The organism is Dyadobacter arcticus, assembly GCF_011762185.1.
GTDB lineage: Bacteria > Bacteroidota > Bacteroidia > Cytophagales > Spirosomataceae > Dyadobacter > Dyadobacter arcticus.
This window is the reverse complement of record NZ_JAASQJ010000001.1, coordinates 569,287-586,207: the sequence shown is the minus strand read 5'-3', so window position 1 is coordinate 586,207 and position 16,921 is coordinate 569,287. Positions and strand designations below refer to the sequence as shown.

The window sequence follows — 16,921 nt, the reverse complement described above, 5'->3', positions numbered from 1 at the left end:
AGCATAAATCACTTGCAATTTCCCATTTTAGGATATTATTTTCAATAATTTAATGATGTTGCAGGAAATGTTCCTGCACTATCCCAGATTGAAAGATATTATTACTTTTGCAGTATGTAATCAATCGCCACCACAGTAAATATTCTCCCCCCATGGAACAGCTGGACAAAATTGATACCAAGATTCTCCGCATCCTGCAAAAAGATGCAAAAAAGACGACCAAAGAAATCGCAACAATGCTGAACCTGACGGTATCCCCGGTTTACGAGCGGATCAGGCGACTGGAAAGCCTGGGTTATATCAAACATTATGTCGCAATCCTCGACAAGAAGTTGATTAACAGGCATGTTACCACCATTTGTCAGGTTTCGATGCGATATCACAATGAAGCGTTCATTGAAAAATTCGAGCAGGAGATTCAGAATTTACAGGAGGTGCAGGAATGCTACCACATGGCGGGGCAGGTGGATTTTCTATTGAAGATCAATGTGGCCAGCCTGGACGAATACCACGATTTTGTAAAATATAAGCTCTCCAAAATTGATAACATCGGCGTCCTGAACAGCACCTTTGTTTTAAAAGAGATTAAACATACCTCAGAATTTTACATCTGATCGCCTTCCAATGAAGGCAATGCGGGTTCAGAAATTCCTTTTGACTACCTCAAAGCTCAGAGTTTTGGTACCTGCCACACCGGAAGGCGTAATTCCCTGGATGACAACCTGATATTGCCCGGTCTGGTCGGAAGCGTAAAAGTCTACTACTGCTTTCCCATTTTTATCAGTCGTGACATTTGGGGCCCAATGCAGCAAATTGCGAAAATCGGGAATGCGGCTTGTCGCTTTTCCGCCGTCATATTTGGGTGCGTAAAATTCTCTCTGCGCCTGGACTCCCTCGTAAGGCATAACCATTACTTTGGGATCAAGTTCAAATCCGGCCAGGTCGCTGAGATAGGTTGAAAAGCTAACTATTCCAGTGAAAGTCATAGGACCCAGAAAATACCTTGAACTTAATGTTTCGATCTTTTTAATCTTCAAAGGGTCGAATTCCATGATTTTGTCTGTATCAAAAACAGGGATACCATCCAACAATATCAGCGGATCGGTGGAATAGAATGTGTTGGGGAGGAGCTTATCAATCATTCGGAAATGAAATTCTTTCTGCCTTTTTCTGACCAGAACGCCTTTTACATATTCCCGCAAAACTTCCTCCATAGTCGGGAACCTGGTAAAATCATCAAGAAAATACTTCTCATCAGGTAACCCAAAAAAGGCGAGCGAATCAGCCAATGTTACCTTTTTTTCCGTATAAATTCTTGGCAGAAAAACATTACCCGTCTGCATATTGATGGCACGGGTTAGCAGCTGATTTTCAAGCGTTTTGTCAAAAAAGAATGTGGGCAATGCGGTGGTTGAAAATTGTTTTGAAAAAGGACTTGCAATCTCGAGCCGATGAGTCGAATCTTCGGCAAGGTTAGTTTGCAGGGTAATTTCCTTGAGGCCTGTAAATTTCCTGACCTCAAACACCACTTTACCTTTTGGGTCGCTTTGTGCTACGTAGAGCCGGGCAGGAACATCCAGCGCGGCCAAAAATGCGTCAACGCCTTTTGCTGGGCTTCCATCAGATTTATTAACCATTTTACCAGTGATAAAATGGCCGTCATACTCCGGAAAATTTTCAAAAGCAATCGTTTGATTTGACCAAACATTGTCCCATTTCAACCTTCTCCATCCATGGGTCAGCATCAAATTATCAAGCAGCTGATCGGTATCTTTCGTCACATTGCTGAAATAATACTCGGGGTTTTCAATGTTGCCTTTCAGGTCTGAGGTAAGCCATAAGTAGCTTGAAATATCCTGTTGAACCGGTGTTCTTATAGAATCGTCAAGGTAAATCGCTACTGAGAGGTTTGTCATATCTTCTGAGGATGCGGCTCCAGCTGTGGTCAGTTCCAATGTCATTTTTTCCCGGTTCACAAACTTGTTCCCCAGCTTGGCTTCAATGGCGAGGCTTTTAACGGGGCGTTTGAAATACAAGCGTTCGCTGACGGGCTTAACCTTCTCATTGAAAATGGTAATGTGCGAAATGCCTTCGCCCAGCTTATTTCTATCCAACAAGAAAACAGCCCTATTTCTATTCAGAAACTTTTTTTCAACCATTACATTCGCTTGCCTGGTGTGGCTGAGCATATACAAAGCGATCGGCTCTTCACTAGTCACGCGCGCCATGACGGTTACCTTGATCAGATTGGCAGTAGAATCTCTCACCTGCATCACGTAACCCTGCTCCTCCACATTGGGCAGAGGATATTCGTAACTCTTCCCCTTGCTGTTGTTCACAAATGCTTTATAAGTATCTCCTTCCTTTGGCGTAAACATAAAATAGCCAATACCATTGAGCGCAGGTGAGAATTTTTGGATGGTATCATTTTGTTGGTTCACCAATGCCCCATTGAAACGGATTCCTTTACCGTCCACAGCTACCGCACGAAACGCGACTTTACTTTCAATGCCTTTTACCAGGCGTCCGCCTTCCGGGAAAAACTGTACATCGTATTGCGCCTCACCCTTCGCAGTCCTGTCCGGTTCAAAGCGAATGAATGGATTTACGACGGTAATTGCGGTTTCAAAAAACTGGTCGGCGCTGAAATTCTTCATCCAGTTGGTGTAACACCGTACTTTGTACTTGCCACTTACGATGGTAGACGGTATCAAAAGTGATCCGTTGCCTTTGCCATCGGCCATTGAAAATTTGGTTTGGGCCAATGCATTGTTTTCACTATCCAGCACTTCCAGATATGCCACTTTGCTCAAATCCAGAAACTGGTGGGTTGCGCCGTTGAGATTGTAGGCCTTGAACCAGACGGTTTCCCCAACCAAATAAAATGGCCTGTCCAAATGCAGATACATCTTTTCCTGAACAGCCCTCTCAGCATAGAGGCCAAACCTTTGTTTGATAGAAGTTACCATGGGATCTTCCTGAGCTGCGACCCTGAGTGAAAGGATTAGCAATAAACAGAAATAAGTAAAAGTCTTAGCTGTCATTTTATATGCACTGATCATGAAACTGCCTATTTACCTCAAACTCCAACATCTTAATCCCCCCAAAACGATGGCTTCTCCGTTGTCCCGCCCTGCGTCCTGCAATCCGAACATTCGGCTGGCGCGACCAGCACGGAATCCGCTCTTAATCCCCAATAATTTAAAAGCAACGAAGAGGTAATTTTAGCACATTCTTCTCCGGGCACACAAGCGATCGGAAGCGTGTCCGGATTGATGCACCGCGGATATGCTCCGAGATTCGGGGTGATGGTAATTCTTTGTGATTCCTCGGTAGACGCGCTGAAATACCCAAAAACCAGCTCCTTATTGTTTTTTGTATTGAGAATATTACCTGTTACCTGCGACGGAAGTGGATCGAAAAGGCTGCCCGTACTCTGTGTCGTCTTGGCCAGGCTGGTCCAATATTCGAACGCCTGTTTTGATAAGCCGTATTGCTTGATCACAATGCTGTATTTTATAAAAAGTTTATTTGAACTGATGGGAACAATGTTTAAAGGAAGATTTTTGATCACATCGCTGCTTAATTTGACAGTGCTACCCAATAGAATACTTCCCGAATTTTGCCTTCCCCAGCAACGATAAATATTTTCATCCCTCACTTTAATTTCGCCTTCAACAATTTCCAGACTGGTAAAATAGGAAGAACGATACTCCCAGACTTCATCAAATTTCCAACGGTAAAACTGTGTATGGTTCTGGTCATCATGGGTATTGATCAAAAATGTCATTGCATTTTGCCTTGAATCCAACTTATAGGTTACGCTATCAATCGCCGGTGTAATGCTAACAGTAACATACTCTGAAAGATATTCCTGCCCATCCTGGGTTTCAATTTTCAGCCGGTATTTGCCCGATAAATTGAATTGCTGCGGTGGTAGGAGGTATAGGCCGTTACCTGCCTCTGAAAAGTTATAAGACTCCCCACTTTCCGCTTCCACAGTCAAAGTTGCCCCAATCTCATTGGTAGGGCTGGCATTCTGATTAACATTTTGGGTCCTCCGCAGTTCAATCCTGCTGGTATCCTTGCCGATATTCAAAAAACCGTCGACTACCAAATGGTTCTCGATAGAGTTAACCTCGGGCGGCGAAAAGGGCTCAATACAACTGTACATCACAGCAAATGAGATACCCAGTATTGTAATTGGTATACTTGCCCTGATCTTCAATTTTTATGATTCGTTATGTTATCAGTTACCAGAACGATGGTTTGACCGTCGTTCCTCCCTCCAATCGACAGTCTACACAACTCGCCGGAGCACCAAGAATATATTCACCAAGAGGTGGCCCGGCGATCGTAATGAGCAGGGCTGATGTTTCCAGCGCACATTGCCTGTCGCTTAACGGGTTACAAACAATATCAAAAGTATCCGGAGGCGTACATCTTGCGTAATTTCCAAGCTTCGGAACAATGGTCAGCCTTTTCCTTTCTTCGGTTGAAGCGCTGAAATAACCAAAAACCAAATCATCTGAATCCGTCACACTTCGAATATTCCCGGTTACTTGTGATGGTTGCGGATCGAAAAGGCTTCCTGTTCCCTGTGTGGTTTTGGAAAGATCAGTCCAATACTCAAATGCCTCGCGTGACAAGCCATATTGCCTCACGAGAACGCTGTATTTGATAAAAAGCTTATTGGTCGAAACCGGTACGCGAAATAGCGGGAGGTCTTTGATTATCGCGCTGCTGAGCTTTATTGTGCTGCCCAACAGAATGCTACCCGAAAGCGCATTACCCCAGCACAGATTGATGTCATTTTTCCGCAGGATGATGTTGTTATCGGCTACTTCAATTGAAGAATAATAGGCAGACCGATATTCCCAGGTTTCTTCAAATTTCCATCTGTAAAATTGTGTCTTATTCTGGGCGTCATGGGTATTGATAGAAAAAACCATCGCATCCCGAGAGCTATCGAATTTTGAAGTAACGCTGTCAATGGGCGGAGTAACTGTAATAGCAACATAATCGGACAAGTACTCACTGCCATTTCTTGTTTTGATCCTGAGCCGGTATTTGCTGGCCGTATTGTACTGCTGTGGTTCCAGAATGTATCTCCCGGGGCCCGATTCGTTGAAAAGAAAGGTTTCACCAGACTCTCCCACCACAGACAGGGATGCTCCTGTTTCGATTGTAAATGTCGATTCTTCGTTAACATTCTGGGTCCTACGCAGCGAAATTGTGGTTGTATCCTGTACATTCAAAAAGCCGTCGACCACCAGGTAATTCTGATCTGAATTGACCTCGGGTGGTGAAAATGGCTCAATACAACTTTCCAACAAAAGCAGCAGCGCGAAGAAACCAAGCTTCAAAAGGCTATATCTCATTCTCTTATATCTATTAAAACCTGAAATTATAAGTGATTGTAGGTATTGGCTGACCGAAAATTGAGAGTTGATAACCACTCACTTTTCCTGCAACTGTTTGGAAATAAACCGATGAAGGGTTTTTCCTGCCCAATAAATTATAGACTGCCAACGTCCACGAACTGTGCGCGAGCTTTTTGATCTTGTGATTGCCCTCAATGTTCATCGCCAGATCCGTTCGGTAGTAATTGGGAATGCGGAACTGATTTCGGTCGGCATAATAAACGCGCTGTGCTCCGTCGATTAAATATTTCCCGATCGGTGGTGTGTAGGGTCGCCCGGTACTGTATGTGAAATTGAACGACAGGCTGAACCGGTGTGAGAACCTGTAATTGGATATCAATGTAAAGTCGTGGGGCTTATCATAGTTGCTCGGATAATAGTTGCCATTGTTCGGCGCATCCGGCGATTCGCGGTCAATGGCCCGCAGCAATGTCCTGGAATAAGTATAACCCAGCCAGCCGTTAAGCTTTCCAGTCATTTTTTTGATCATAAATTCCACCCCATACGCCTTGGCTTTGGTATTCAGCACCGCGGCTTCAATGTTATGGTTCATGATCAGCGAATCCCCTCCTTTGTAATCCAGGAAGTTTTTGATGTTTTTGTAATAACCTTCCAATGACATTTCAATTTTGTTGCCCCTGAAATTTCGGTAAAATCCAAGTGAGATCTGGTCGCCTATCTGTGGTTTGACATAAGGATCGCTCAGTTTCCAGATATCTGTTGGCGAAACGGTCATGGTATTGGTCAGCAAGTGAATATATTGCCTTAATGTATTGTAGCTGAGCTTGATAGACAGGTTATCGAAAGCGCTATAGCGAACTGATGCCCGATATTCGGGACCGCCATAGGACTTGATTTTCTTTCCGGATTGGTATTCCTTTACACCTTCCTGGTAGATATAGTCGATTGGAAATCCTGGAACATAAGTGTTGATGGTTTTGGGACCGAGATATTGAAAATACGAATAACGAATGCCCGCCGAAATCGATAATTTTGAATTGACTTCAAACTTATCTTCCAAATAGAAAGCACTTTCTGTTGCCTGTTCAGCTTCTAGCACATCAGGCACAATTAGGGATTCGGCACCCTTAGGCTGAAATGATCCGGGATGTAGTTTGTAATAAATGGTGCTGCCACCAAATTCAAGGGTATGACGCGGATCCAGGGAATAACTGAGGTCAGCTTTGAAGTTCGACTGGTTAATGTCAAACTTCAGATCGAACGAATTGAGCGGAAGGCCCGCTGCACCCATCGCATATTGATATTTACTGTGCGAAGCAGTCAAAACACCATACAACCGGCTGTTAAACGTATGCTTCCATTTGAGTGAGCCCAATTGGTTCTGATAGGAATATAATGTATCTCCATACAGCCGGAAACGGTCACTGCTCACATAGCCTGTCAGGAATAAGCTGTTCTTTTCATTGATTTCATGACTTACATGAAGATTAATGTCATAAAAGGACGCTGAGCTTTTGTTATAATTTTCATTATCCAAAGCCTTGATCACCCAGTTGGAATAAGTAGAGCGGCCTCCCAAAAGGAATGACGTTTTATCTTTAATGATAGGTCCTTCAAGGGTTAACCTGCCTGTTACCAGACCAATACCGCCTGACGCAACAAATTTTTTCTTGTTACCATCGCGGCTGTTTATATCCAGCACTGAAGATAACCTGCCGCCAAACTTGGACGGAATTGTGCTTTTATACAGTTCGACGTCCTTCAAAACATCGGGGTTAAATGCGGAGAAAAAGCCGAAAAGGTGGGACGGATTGTAAATAACGGCATCATTGTAAAGGATCAGGTTTTGGTCTGTTGAACCCCCACGCACATTAAGACCGGTGCTGTTTTCACCAACCGATTTAATCCCAGGCAGGGTAAGAATGGTGCGAAGCAAGTCAGTCTCCCCAAAAACGGTCGGAACTTGCTTCAGGTTTTTGATAGTCAGTTTTACCGTTCCCATCTGCGTCCCAACCACATTTTTATCCATACCTGCCTTCACAGATACCTCTTTCAGGGCGATCACACTTTCGCGCATTTCCACATCAAGCTTGCCATCAGAATAAAGTACCACCTGACGCTGGGTTTCACGCATTCCCGTGCTCTTGATCCTTAATATTTGCTTGCCACGCGGAATTGTAAGGGAATAAAAGCCAAGCGCATCCGTCGTAACACCAATGGAAGGCTGGGCAATGAAGACCGCAGCCCCAATAACTGGCTCACCAGTGGTAGCGTTGCGAACGTACCCGGTTACTGTTGAGTTGCCGGGAGTGATCCTGTGTTTTCGGATACCAAGGTCGTGCACTTTGCTTTCGGCAGTGGAAAGCAGCTTCTCCTTCACATCATTTTCAGGACCAGCATATGCGACGGTGTCATTATCACTTGCCCTATCGGGCTCGAAAAGGCCTCGGGTAAGCTGTGTAATGATTCTTTGGCCTTCGGTAATGTAAACTCTTTTCTGGGAATCAATAGAATATTCGAAATCCGAACCCTTAAAAACCTGATCTAATGCTTCTTTAATGGTCAGGTCTTTAACATTTAGATCCAGCGTTAGGCTGTCGAAGCGGTTGGCGTCGTAATAAAAATAGTATCCTGTCTGCGATTCAACCTGCTTCACAAACTCTCCGAACCTCGCGGAATCAAGGCGCATTGTAATTTTTTTCTCGGCTATATTTTGTCCAAAGGAAAAATTAGCGGCAGAAACTGTGCAGAATAATATTAATAATGGTAAAAGTTTCCTCATGGTTTGGCCAGTTCGTCGTGTTTGGCGACAATTTTTGCAATAGCGACTTCCTTATTCTTGCGGAATTTGATTTTTTCGTCCTTTAAGACTTTTCGTAGTTCCTTTTTTTGTTCGGGAAATAAGCCCAAAACACTTTTCTTGCTGTTGACAGAGTGATAGCGTTCATTATTATAGATGTAGAAGAAATTTTTCTGCGGATAAAGGGCGATAACTCTTTTATCGACTATTTTTTCCTGCCGGGATTTAAATCTGCGGATTAATGTGCGGGTTTTGCCATCATACAAGATGTCGTAGAATCCGGTGCGCATTTGCTCATTGATATCCGTTCCGGACTCAAATCTGGCGAAATGGTGGTTGTTCAAAAGAAAATAATCAACCTTTTCCGACTGAACCAGCACATGATCCCCATTGAAATGTTTGATGACAAGTTCATCCTTATAAATATCATAAAGCATGGGAATGCTGTCGAACCGTTGCCCGTCGTAATAGATAACACCCTTAACCCACTTACGCTGATTGAAAAATTGAAACTCTTCCTGGCGGGCGTCATATACATAGTATTGCCTGCCGTTGTAGAGATTTTGAGACATTGACGTTGCCTCTTTGTATAATGATAACGGATAATTTATGGCACTTGCAGCGGCAATATTATTTTCGGCAACCTGCGCAAACGAGCGTGTGGCAGTAATGGTCAGGAAAAGTAAGACGGTAGTAAAAATGCGCATGCAGGCTGGGTTTTGTTTCAATACGAAAAAAGTCTAACTATTTGTTGCAATATAAGTTATGTATTTAAAGATGTGAACATGAGTTACATACTTCAATGAGAAAATCTTTTTTTATTTGGGGTTACATACCAAACGGGATACATATTTAGTCATAATTTTTTCAAGCATTATTATCGGTTATAGGTAATGTGATAACTTTGGCTCTCTTTAATTCGCACATCTCAGATCATTCAACTCCACATATGAAAATTTTAATTACCGGAGGTGCTGGCTTCGTAGGATCTTCTCTGGCTATATCTTTAAAAATAAACTATCCTGATTATCATGTTTACGCACTTGATAATCTTAAACGCCGTGGTTCCGAACTGAACCTGAGCCGCCTGAAAAAGCATGGTGTAGAGTTTGTTCACGGAGATATCAGAAATAAGGAAGATTTTGATTCTATACCAGCGGTTGACACTGTAATCGAAGCTTCGGCAGAACCATCGGTACTGGCTGGACTGGACGGGACACCCGATTATCTGATCAATACTAATCTCGTAGGTACTGTAAATTGTCTTAATTATGCCCTGAAACATAAAGCCGCATTTATATTTCTTTCTACCAGCCGGGTCTATCCGATCAAAACAATCGAAACCTTAAATTTCGTTGAGGAAGAAACCAGGTTCGCACTTTCCGATGATCAGCCTGTGGCCGGAGTTTCATCCAAAGGAATTGCAGAAGACTTCCCGCTGAATGGCGCCCGCTCCCTGTATGGAACAACAAAGCTGGCATCTGAACTGATTATTCAGGAATACAATGAATTTTATAATCTGAAAACAGTTATCAATCGCTGCGGGGTGATTACAGGTCCATGGCAAATGGGTAAAGTGGATCAGGGCGTGATGGTACTGTGGATCGCCAAACATTACTTTAATCAGCAGCTGGGTTACTTTGGATATGGAGGAACCGGGAAACAGATCCGTGATATGTTGCATGTTGCAGACCTTTACCGCCTGATCGATTGGCAATTGCATAATCTGGACAAGGTAAATGGCGAAATCCTGAATGCAGGCGGTGGATTGGAAAGCAGCGCATCTTTGCAGGAATTGACTAAGGTATGTCAGGAAGTAACTGGCAAAACCATTCCAATTAAAGTTGTTCCTGAAAACCGCACAGCAGATATTCGTCTTTACGTTACGGATAACACGAAAGTCACCGCCCTGACAGGCTGGACACCCGAAATAGGCATCCGCCAGATTGTGGAAGAAATAGCGGCCTGGCTGGCTGAAAACGAAAAAGACCTCGCGCCAATTCTAATGTAACACTCAGTCATTCACTCATTCAAAATTGGTTTATGAAAATCATAGAATGTCCCCGTGATGCCTGGCAAGGATTCCACCCATTTATACCAACAGAAAAAAAAATTGCTTATCTGAATCAGTTATTAAAGGTTGGCTTTGACACCATTGACTTTGGAAGTTTTGTATCACCCAAGGCAATGCCCCAGGTTAGTGATACCGCCGCATTACTGGATGGCCTGCAAATTTCCGAAACCTCGGCTGGCTTATTGGCTATCGTTGCGAATGAACGGGGTGCCGCAGAGGCTTGCCAGCATGCTGCTATCAATAGCCTCGGATATCCATTCTCTATTTCAGAAACTTTTCAATTGCGCAATACCAATGCGACAATAGCAGAATCCCTAGACAGGGTCAGGTGCATTGCGGACTTATGTGGTACAAATAGAAAGGAACTGGTGATTTACATATCAATGGGTTTTGGTAATCCTTACGGCGATCCCTGGAATCCTGAAATCGTTATGGAATGGGTCGATAGGCTTTCTATGCTTGATATCCGCACATTTGCATTGTCAGATACTGTCGGCGTTGCCAAAACAGTGGATATAGATCAGCTATTTACCCAACTTACCCCAGCTTACCCTCAGCTAGAATTTGGTGCACATTTTCATACCAGTTACGAAAGCTGGCGGTTTAAAATAGATGCCGCATATCAGGCGGGATGCCGCCGGTTCGATGGCGCATTGTTCGGATACGGCGGCTGCCCAATGGCGCAGGATGACCTGATTGGAAATATGCCTACGGAAAAACTGATTGATTTCGCGGCTGAAAAGGAAGAGCCTCTTGCAATCAACCAGGTTGAATTGCAAAAGGCCCGCTTAATGTTTCTCGAACTGGTCGAAAAATGAATATTTAAATGTGATGATTGCTGGCAAATTTCCTTTTTACGATTGCCAATAATGCAGTTACCGCCTCTCCATTCACATCCCAGGCATATTTGGATGCATAACGATGCCAAATAAGGTTCTCAGCCTCTTCAAAGCTTTTTACGGTATCCAGCTCGTAAACCGCTTTATCAAAATGCTCACTGTTTCTATTAAAAAGTTGATTTACAAACATGAACCGCTGGCCCAATGGGATGGATGATGCGATGCTTTCCACTTTAACCGGTACACTGCCGTAAGATTTGTCGTGGGAAGGTTTGGCAATTTCGACTTTAAAACGATTATTTAAAGACTCCTTTTCGGAAGCATTCGTTTTGGAAACAATTTCGCTCAGAATTGCACTGGCTGGTTCAGCTCGCGGCGGTCCGGACTTTGGTGTTGCAGGTTCGAGATCTGTAAATGCTGAATCAAAAAACGATTTCGATTCATTTCTTGCATTGGGCGTATTCCTGGCAGCCTCTACCGTTTTTAGCTCATTCAAATTAACCGGAAATACTTCCGAGAATTGAACCAGATGCATTTCTATATCATCGATTAGGTCTGAATTATCTTTCAATTCGTATAACCAACTCACGGCTTGAGTCTGGTACACCGAATTTGAGCCACTGTCGGTCAGCCGTCCAAGCATGGCTTCGGCCATACCGCGATGGATATGGGTATATTTTACCAGCTGTTCTGCCTTTTCATGGGTAAATTCAGCATCCGCATTCACCCTGATCTTATCCTCGAAATAAGCCGCAGGTGTTAACAGTAATTTTAGTGATTCTTTGACTGACTCGGTCAGCAACGGTTCCAGATCTGCACGTTTTACCGAAATGTGCTGAGAAGCTGTATTCATGAAGTCTTCCAATGCTTTTTTAACATCTTCATTAGAAAAATCAAAATACGGACTTTTAAATGCTTCTGCATTGCTTTTCCATTCTTCAAACAGACGGTTCAGTATACCCAGGTTCACTTGCCTCACCGGAGTAAGCTTCAATAAGCCCCCGCCGTTTACGAAATTTTGTGACTGGTAAACCTCATTTAATACCGTTGTAGTGAACCTTACAGCATATTGGTTGAGTGCAATTATATTCAAATTATCCGGCATGACGAATAAGAGCTTTGGGGAACGATTGTGTTTAAAAAAAATATGTTTGATTTGTAAATATAAACAAAATTGACCGTTAAGCGGGTCGGTCTGGCACCAAACATGTTCGTAGAACCTTCACATAAAAGCGAAAATCAAAACCCCCGGACCGGTTGGATCGAGGTTATTTGCGGATCTATGTTTTCAGGAAAAACCGAAGAATTGATCCGGCGGTTAAACCGTGCCAAAATTGCGCGACAGCGGATCCAAATTTTCAAACCTGCTTTGGATAAACGTTATCATGAGGAGAACATTGTTTCTCATAATGACAATTCAATCCGCTCTGTTCCGGTGCATTCAGCGTTGCAAATCACTGCTTTGGCTGAAAGTTTTGAAGTAATTGGGCTGGATGAAGCGCAATTTTTTGATGATGGCATTGTAGCTGTTTGTAATGAACTCGCTGATGCTGGTAAACGCGTTATCATAGCCGGCCTCGATATGGATTTCAGGGGAAAGCCGTTTGGCTGCATGCCGCAATTGATGGCTACTGCCGAGTATGTTACCAAAGTTCACGCAATTTGTATGGTTTGCGGTGAAGTCGCCTCACACTCTTATCGGCTTTCGTCATCCAGCGAAAGGGTGCTCCTGGGTGAAACTGATTTGTATGAAGCGCGTTGCCGGCGTTGCTTCAATCTGGGTGAAAATGCCTATATCTAAGGTTTTGCCAGATGAAAACAAAAAGGCTGCTTGCGATGTCACTGGCTGTCAATGTTCTGCTCACTGGGATATTTGCCGTTCTCGCATTTATTTACCGCGATAAAATAGCGCAAAGATTTGTCTCGATCAAGGGCAATCCGACCATAATAATGTATGGAAATTCTATCACAGCGCAGGGAAAATGGGTCGAGTTACTACATAGGACCGACGTCATGAATCATGCACTTCCCGGCCAATCGACCTACCATTTCCTGCAATTGATCCAGTCACACGTCGTCGCATTACATCCTAAAATATGCTTTTTGAAAGGCGGGATCAATGATATAACCGTGGGAGTTGCGCAGCAAAAGATTCAAAAAAATCTCAAAACTATGTTGGAGACGCTTATCCAAAACAAAATTATTCCAGTTGTTACCCTCACCGTTTACGAGCAAAATGACCCACATAGCAAAAGCGAGGTAGACTCGTTAAACCATTTCCTCATTACTTACTGCACCAAACAAAAGATCACTTACATTAATCTGAATCAATACCTTGCAGATTCGTCAGGTCTTAAAGCTGAATATGCAGTTGATAAAACCCATCTCAATGAAAAGGCTTATGTGATATGGGCGAGGGAAATAAGCAAAGTTTTAAAGCAGAAAGGGATCTAAACGGATAACCCGTAAAGCAAAAAAGGCTGCCTCTATGGAGACAGCCGTCAGAAATATATAAAAAGTCTTTTAAGCGCTCACCTGGTTCATCACTTCCGTTTGTTTGCGGATAGATTCCATGTGAACGAGTTTGAAAAGTTCATCCACCAAATTTGGATAAAGGTTCATGCTTTTGCCCCATCCTGCACGTGTCTCAAGAACTTCCCTGAAACGGTCAACCTGATAAGCGGCTACGTTATTGTCACGCTTGTACTCTGCCAATTTCTCAACCAAAGCCATGCGTTGTGCCAATGTTTCAAGCATTTCGCGATCTAAATGGTCAATTTTGCCACGGATAATCTCCAATTGATTTTGGTAATCACTTCCGTAAGATTCCTTGCGAACATGAAGATCATGCAACATCTGGCCAAGTGCAGCAGGAGTCAATTGCTGTGAAGCATCGGACCATGCTTTATCCGGATCGCGGTGTGATTCAATAATCAGACCGTCATAATGTAGATCCAGTGCACGCTGCGCTAATTCATATAAATAAGCGCGCTTTCCTGCCATATGGCTTGGATCACCAATAACAGGCAAATTAGGAAAAAGCGTTTTTAGCTCAATAGCAATGTTCCACATTGGAGAATTGCGAAATTTGGTTTCCTGCGCGTTGGAAAATCCTCTGTGGATTGCCCCCAATTTTTTTACGCCCGCCTGGTTAAGACGCTCCAAAGCACCAATCCAAAGCTGTAAATCAGGGTTAACCGGATTTTTAACAAGGACGGGAACATCAACACCTTTCAAGGCATCGGCCAATTCCTGAACATTAAATGGATTCACAGTAGTACGCGCGCCGATCCAGAGGATGTCAACGCCGTATTTAAGGGCTAATTCAATGTGTTGTGGATTAGCCACTTCCACTGCAACCGGCATTCCGGTTTCTTTCTTTGCAGCCTGAAGCCATGGCAAAGCTGCCTCACCCATTCCTTCAAAACTTCCCGGACGGGTCCGTGGTTTCCAAATTCCTGCGCGGATTACATGCGCAAATCCTTCATCCCTGATTTGGGTTGCGGTTTCCAACATTTGTTCCTCGGTCTCTGCGCTGCAAGGCCCGGCTATTATCAAAGGTTTTCCCTCGGTATTAATCCAACTGCTTAATGGGAGGATATCTAAAGAAGCATTCATATTCAAAAACTGGTCCTTAGTATAAATAGATAATTGTAATATTTTGATCCTGTACTATGCGTATTTCTGGGATTGCCGTACATTTGATACCATATAAGTCGATTAACTCCTAATGAATACTACCTTCTTCCTGTGGTTTTAATTAAAATGTTAACACTCACCTAGGAAAAACGAGTAATACAATGGCATATCCCTCACCAAAAGACCAAATACCTGTATTTTTTGAAGATACTTCCGTCGCGTTTGCTTCCAAAACTGATGCTAAACTGCGGAAAACTTACTGGTTATTCAGCCTAATGAATCAGGCTCGAGTGGTAAATTTAGGCACTTTTTTCATAAAGCTCGCACTTAAACTTCACTTACCTATAAAAAATATCATTCGGCTAACCATTTTTGAACAATTCTGTGGTGGCGAAACAATCAATGATTGCAATGCGACCATTCGACTCCTGGGCAACTCTGCTATCGGTACGATCCTAGATTATTCGGTTGAAGGGGAAGATAAAGAAACCAGTTTTGAGAATACCGCTGATGAGATTCTGCGGACGATTGATAAAGCAGCCTCATCCACCACTATCCCGTTTTCTGTCTTCAAAGTCACCGGAGTTGCATCAGCCGAACTACTGGAAAAAATTCAGCAAAAAGATTCCCTATCCTACGAAGAAGAGGCTTCCTATGACAGGATCAAGGAGCGCGTGGAGCGACTCTGCAGACGCGCCTATGAGCAGGACGTCCGCATATTCGTGGATGCAGAAGAAAGCTGGATCCAGGGCGTGATAGACGATCTGACGTATCAAATGATGCAGAAATTTAACAAAGAAAAAGCCATCGTTTACAATACCTATCAATTGTATCGCCACGAAACGCTGGATGCCCTTAAAACCGCTTATCTCACTGCGCGTCAAAAAGGATATTACGTCGGTTGCAAATTGGTCCGGGGCGCTTACATGGAAAAGGAGCGATTGCGCGCCAGAGAAAATGAATATTTCAGTCCCATACACACTTCAAAACAGGCGGCTGATGACGACTATAATATAGCTATTGATTTTTGCCTCGAACACATTGAATATATCTCGATTTGCCTGGGTACCCACAACGAGTATAGCTCCCAGTATTGCGCTGCAAAAATGAAAAAATTGGGGATTAGTAATGATGATAATCGGATTTGGTTTGCACAATTGCTTGGAATGAGTGATAACATATCCTACAACTTGTCCAAAATCGGTTATAATGTCGCGAAATACGTGCCTTATGGACCCATTGATGCAGTATTACCGTATCTGATCCGCCGCGCCGAGGAAAACACATCCATCGCAGGTCAGAGCAGCCGGGAGTTTTTATTGGTCAAAAGTGAATTGAAGAGAAGAGGAATCGGTTCTTTATAAGTATCTTATTACTTTCGCGTTCTTAAATTGTCAATTGTTTACCAAAGGAATGAACCAATCCAGAAATCCGGCGCCTTATTTAGTTTTCAGTTTTCTGCTCATTATTGTTGACCAGGCTTCCAAACTTTTGGTACATAAATACATGGAACCGGGTTTTTCCGGACAGATTGCATTAGTCGGAAATTGGTTTAAATTGCATTACGTCCTTAATCCAGGCATGGCATTCGGCATGCAGCTAGGGCATGAATACGGCAAGCTATTTCTTACCCTTTTCAGGTTGGTAGCGATGGTCGCAATTGGTGGATACATGATTCATCTTGCCAGGTCTGGCGCTTCGAAAGGGTTACTCTGGGCTTTGGCGATGATCCTTGCGGGTGCGGTAGGCAATGTGATCGACAGCACATTTTATGGCGTTCTGCTCGGCAATGCACCTTATGGTTCGCCTACTCCATGGTTTCACGGCCAGGTAATTGACATGATTTTCGTGGATTTCTGGGAGGGTTTCATTCCCGATTGGGTGCCTGTCTGGGGAGGTCAATATTATTCTACTCCTATTTTCAACATTGCCGATTCCTGTATTTTCATTGGCGTATGCAGTATCCTCATATTTCAGGGAAGCTTCCATTCTTCGGGCTCACACCATCAGGATGACCAGGACGTTGCCCTCGACGAAGCTCCTATTGCGGCAAGTGATTCTAATATTGAATTGATCGCTACTGAAGACAACGATACGGAAACCGTTCCGCTTCCATCACCTGCTACCAGTGAGCTGGAAGACGATAGAAACGAAAAAGAGAGCTAAAAGCGCTCTTGACATAGTA

The 16,921-nt window shown here is 43.5% G+C and carries 14 protein-coding genes; 7 read left to right on the top strand and 7 right to left on the bottom strand.

Features of this window, described 5'->3' with window-relative positions; translation table 11 throughout:
- Positions 1–152 precede the first annotated feature (152 nt).
- The gene (locus tag FHS68_RS02620) at positions 153–614 is read left to right on the top strand and encodes an Lrp/AsnC family transcriptional regulator (RefSeq protein ID WP_167266978.1); all 462 of its coding nucleotides are present in this window, start codon (positions 153–155) and stop codon (positions 612–614) included.
- Between the two features lie 27 nt (positions 615–641).
- Here FHS68_RS02620 and FHS68_RS02615 read toward each other — a convergent pair whose 3' ends face one another.
- The 5 genes from FHS68_RS02615 to FHS68_RS02595 are packed head-to-tail and all read right to left on the bottom strand — an operon-like array spanning position 642 to position 8,891.
- Complete coding sequence (locus FHS68_RS02615) at positions 642–3,062, bottom strand: hypothetical protein (RefSeq protein WP_229211748.1); 2,421 nt, start codon at positions 3,060–3,062, stop codon at positions 642–644.
- Positions 3,063–3,094: 32 nt separating this feature from the next.
- Complete coding sequence (locus FHS68_RS02610) at positions 3,095–4,228, bottom strand: DUF4249 domain-containing protein (RefSeq protein ID WP_229211747.1); 1,134 nt, start codon at positions 4,226–4,228, stop codon at positions 3,095–3,097.
- A 25-nt stretch (positions 4,229–4,253) separates the two neighbouring features.
- Complete coding sequence (locus FHS68_RS02605) at positions 4,254–5,381, bottom strand: DUF4249 domain-containing protein (RefSeq protein ID WP_167266976.1); 1,128 nt, start codon at positions 5,379–5,381, stop codon at positions 4,254–4,256.
- 13 nt (positions 5,382–5,394) lie between these two features.
- Positions 5,395–8,166: a carboxypeptidase-like regulatory domain-containing protein gene (locus FHS68_RS02600; protein WP_167266974.1), complete on the bottom strand. Its 2,772-nt coding sequence runs from the start codon at positions 8,164–8,166 to the stop codon at positions 5,395–5,397.
- The gene (locus tag FHS68_RS02595) at positions 8,163–8,891 is read right to left on the bottom strand and encodes a hypothetical protein (RefSeq protein ID WP_167266972.1); all 729 of its coding nucleotides are present in this window, start codon (positions 8,889–8,891) and stop codon (positions 8,163–8,165) included. The genes FHS68_RS02600 and FHS68_RS02595 overlap by 4 nt, the downstream gene beginning before the upstream one ends.
- 242 nt (positions 8,892–9,133) lie before the next feature.
- On the opposite strand from FHS68_RS02595, the gene FHS68_RS02590 reads away from it, so the two are divergent.
- The gene (locus FHS68_RS02590; RefSeq protein WP_167266971.1) at positions 9,134–10,195 is read left to right on the top strand and encodes an NAD-dependent epimerase/dehydratase family protein; all 1,062 of its coding nucleotides are present in this window, start codon (positions 9,134–9,136) and stop codon (positions 10,193–10,195) included.
- Positions 10,196–10,227: 32 nt separating this feature from the next.
- The gene (locus FHS68_RS02585; RefSeq protein WP_167266969.1) at positions 10,228–11,076 is read left to right on the top strand and encodes a hydroxymethylglutaryl-CoA lyase-like TIM-barrel protein; all 849 of its coding nucleotides are present in this window, start codon (positions 10,228–10,230) and stop codon (positions 11,074–11,076) included.
- A 4-nt stretch (positions 11,077–11,080) separates the two neighbouring features.
- On the opposite strand, the gene FHS68_RS02580 is transcribed toward FHS68_RS02585, so the two are convergent.
- Positions 11,081–12,202: a DUF8457 domain-containing protein gene (locus tag FHS68_RS02580; protein WP_167266967.1), complete on the bottom strand. Its 1,122-nt coding sequence runs from the start codon at positions 12,200–12,202 to the stop codon at positions 11,081–11,083.
- A gap of 102 nt (positions 12,203–12,304) precedes the next feature.
- Here FHS68_RS02580 and FHS68_RS02575 point away from each other — a divergent pair, with 102 nt between their 5' ends.
- Together FHS68_RS02575 and FHS68_RS02570 are read left to right on the top strand one after the other, a co-directional pair.
- On the top strand, positions 12,305–12,898 hold the full coding sequence (locus tag FHS68_RS02575; protein WP_167266966.1) for a thymidine kinase: 594 nt from the start codon (positions 12,305–12,307) through the stop codon (positions 12,896–12,898).
- A gap of 11 nt (positions 12,899–12,909) precedes the next feature.
- Positions 12,910–13,551, top strand: a complete 642-nt coding sequence (locus FHS68_RS02570) for an SGNH/GDSL hydrolase family protein (RefSeq protein ID WP_167266964.1) — start codon at positions 12,910–12,912, stop codon at positions 13,549–13,551.
- A gap of 69 nt (positions 13,552–13,620) precedes the next feature.
- Here FHS68_RS02570 and FHS68_RS02565 read toward each other — a convergent pair whose 3' ends face one another.
- Positions 13,621–14,715 carry a chorismate mutase gene (locus tag FHS68_RS02565; protein WP_167266962.1) on the bottom strand — a complete coding sequence of 365 codons (1,095 nt, stop codon included), beginning with the start codon at positions 14,713–14,715 and terminating at the stop codon, positions 13,621–13,623.
- Between the two features lie 182 nt (positions 14,716–14,897).
- Between FHS68_RS02565 and FHS68_RS02560 the strand changes: the two genes are divergently transcribed.
- Both FHS68_RS02560 and FHS68_RS02555 read left to right on the top strand, forming a co-directional pair.
- Positions 14,898–16,100: a proline dehydrogenase family protein gene (locus FHS68_RS02560; protein ID WP_167266960.1), complete on the top strand. Its 1,203-nt coding sequence runs from the start codon at positions 14,898–14,900 to the stop codon at positions 16,098–16,100.
- A 49-nt stretch (positions 16,101–16,149) separates the two neighbouring features.
- A complete protein-coding gene (locus FHS68_RS02555) occupies positions 16,150–16,902 on the top strand; it encodes a lipoprotein signal peptidase (protein WP_167266958.1) in 753 nt (250 codons plus the stop codon).
- Positions 16,903–16,921 lie beyond the last annotated feature (19 nt).

What these genes read in the sequence shown, in the direction of transcription:
- FHS68_RS02580 (WP_167266967.1), bottom strand. Translation starts at nt 12,202, where the DNA reads ATGCCGGATAATTTGAATATAATTGCACTCAACCAATATGCTGTAAGG.
- FHS68_RS02620 (WP_167266978.1), top strand. Translation starts at nt 153, where the DNA reads ATGGAACAGCTGGACAAAATTGATACCAAGATTCTCCGCATCCTGCAA.
- FHS68_RS02595 (WP_167266972.1), bottom strand. Translation starts at nt 8,891, where the DNA reads ATGCGCATTTTTACTACCGTCTTACTTTTCCTGACCATTACTGCCACA.
- FHS68_RS02575 (WP_167266966.1), top strand. Translation starts at nt 12,305, where the DNA reads ATGTTCGTAGAACCTTCACATAAAAGCGAAAATCAAAACCCCCGGACC.
- FHS68_RS02560 (WP_167266960.1), top strand. Translation starts at nt 14,898, where the DNA reads ATGGCATATCCCTCACCAAAAGACCAAATACCTGTATTTTTTGAAGAT.
- FHS68_RS02590 (WP_167266971.1), top strand. Translation starts at nt 9,134, where the DNA reads ATGAAAATTTTAATTACCGGAGGTGCTGGCTTCGTAGGATCTTCTCTG.
- FHS68_RS02615 (WP_229211748.1), bottom strand. Translation starts at nt 3,062, where the DNA reads ATGATCAGTGCATATAAAATGACAGCTAAGACTTTTACTTATTTCTGT.
- FHS68_RS02555 (WP_167266958.1), top strand. Translation starts at nt 16,150, where the DNA reads ATGAACCAATCCAGAAATCCGGCGCCTTATTTAGTTTTCAGTTTTCTG.
- FHS68_RS02605 (WP_167266976.1), bottom strand. Translation starts at nt 5,381, where the DNA reads ATGAGATATAGCCTTTTGAAGCTTGGTTTCTTCGCGCTGCTGCTTTTG.
- FHS68_RS02565 (WP_167266962.1), bottom strand. Translation starts at nt 14,715, where the DNA reads ATGAATGCTTCTTTAGATATCCTCCCATTAAGCAGTTGGATTAATACC.
- FHS68_RS02585 (WP_167266969.1), top strand. Translation starts at nt 10,228, where the DNA reads ATGAAAATCATAGAATGTCCCCGTGATGCCTGGCAAGGATTCCACCCA.
- FHS68_RS02570 (WP_167266964.1), top strand. Translation starts at nt 12,910, where the DNA reads ATGAAAACAAAAAGGCTGCTTGCGATGTCACTGGCTGTCAATGTTCTG.
- FHS68_RS02600 (WP_167266974.1), bottom strand. Translation starts at nt 8,166, where the DNA reads ATGAGGAAACTTTTACCATTATTAATATTATTCTGCACAGTTTCTGCC.